1 protein-coding gene is annotated in these 924 nt (G+C 75.5%); it reads left to right on the top strand.

The window, feature by feature from the left end:
- Positions 1-924: S8 family serine peptidase (locus tag KBX53_RS34335; RefSeq protein WP_210863964.1), on the top strand; the 924-nt coding region annotated here is incomplete at both ends.

Here is a 924-nt window from a genome sequence, read left to right as displayed (position 1 = left end):
TACCTGGTCAACGCGGTGGAGGTCGACGGCGGCCCGGCGGTGCGGGCCTGGCTGGCCGGCCGGCCGGAGGTCGCGCGGGTGCTGGTCAGCCAGCGTCTACGCCCGCTGCCGGCCCCGGCCGGGCAGAGCCGGGGCGACGTGCCCAGACCCACCGCCCCGGAGTGGAACATCCGCCAGATCGGTGCCGACCGGGTCTGGTCCCAGCTCGGGGTCACCGGCACGGGCATCGTGGTGGGCAGCTCCGACTCGGGGGTGGACGGCAGCCATCCCGCGCTGAGCGCCGGGTTCCGTGGTGGAGACGACTCCTGGTACGACCCGTGGGACGACACCCGGAGCCCGACCGACCAGGGCGGGCACGGCACCCACACGGTGGGCAGCGCGGTCGGGCGGGACGGCATCGGCGTGGCACCGGACGCGAAGTGGGTGGGCTGCGTCAACCTCGACCGCAACCTCGGCAGCCCCGCGCACTACCTGGACTGCCTCCAGTTCATGTTGGCGCCGTTCCCGGCAGGTGGCGACCCGTTCACCGACGGCCGTCCGGAGCGCGCCCCGCAGGTGCTGACCAACTCGTGGGGCTGCCCGCCTATTGAGGGCTGCGACCAGCGGGTCCTGCGGCCGGCCACCGCCGCCCTGGACGCGGCCGGGATCTTCGTGGTCGCCGCGGCTGGCAACACCGGCCCCTGGTGCGCCTCGATCGACGACCCGCCCGCCCCGTACCCGGACGTGCTGACCGTCGGCGCGGTGGACGCCCAGCGGCGGGTGGCGGAGTTCTCCTCGCGCGGGCCGGTGCCGGGCGGCTCGGGCAAGCCGGACGTGCTGGCACCGGGGGTGGGTGTGGTGTCGGCCATGCCGGGCGGCACGTACGCCGCACTGGACGGCACGTCGATGGCCACCCCGCAGGTGGCCGGGGTGGTCGCGTTGATG

The sequence above is a fragment of the Micromonospora sp. M51 genome (genome assembly GCF_018070305.1).
Lineage (GTDB): Bacteria > Actinomycetota > Actinomycetes > Mycobacteriales > Micromonosporaceae > Micromonospora > Micromonospora parva.
This window is presented reverse-complemented; position numbering and strand designations above follow the sequence as displayed.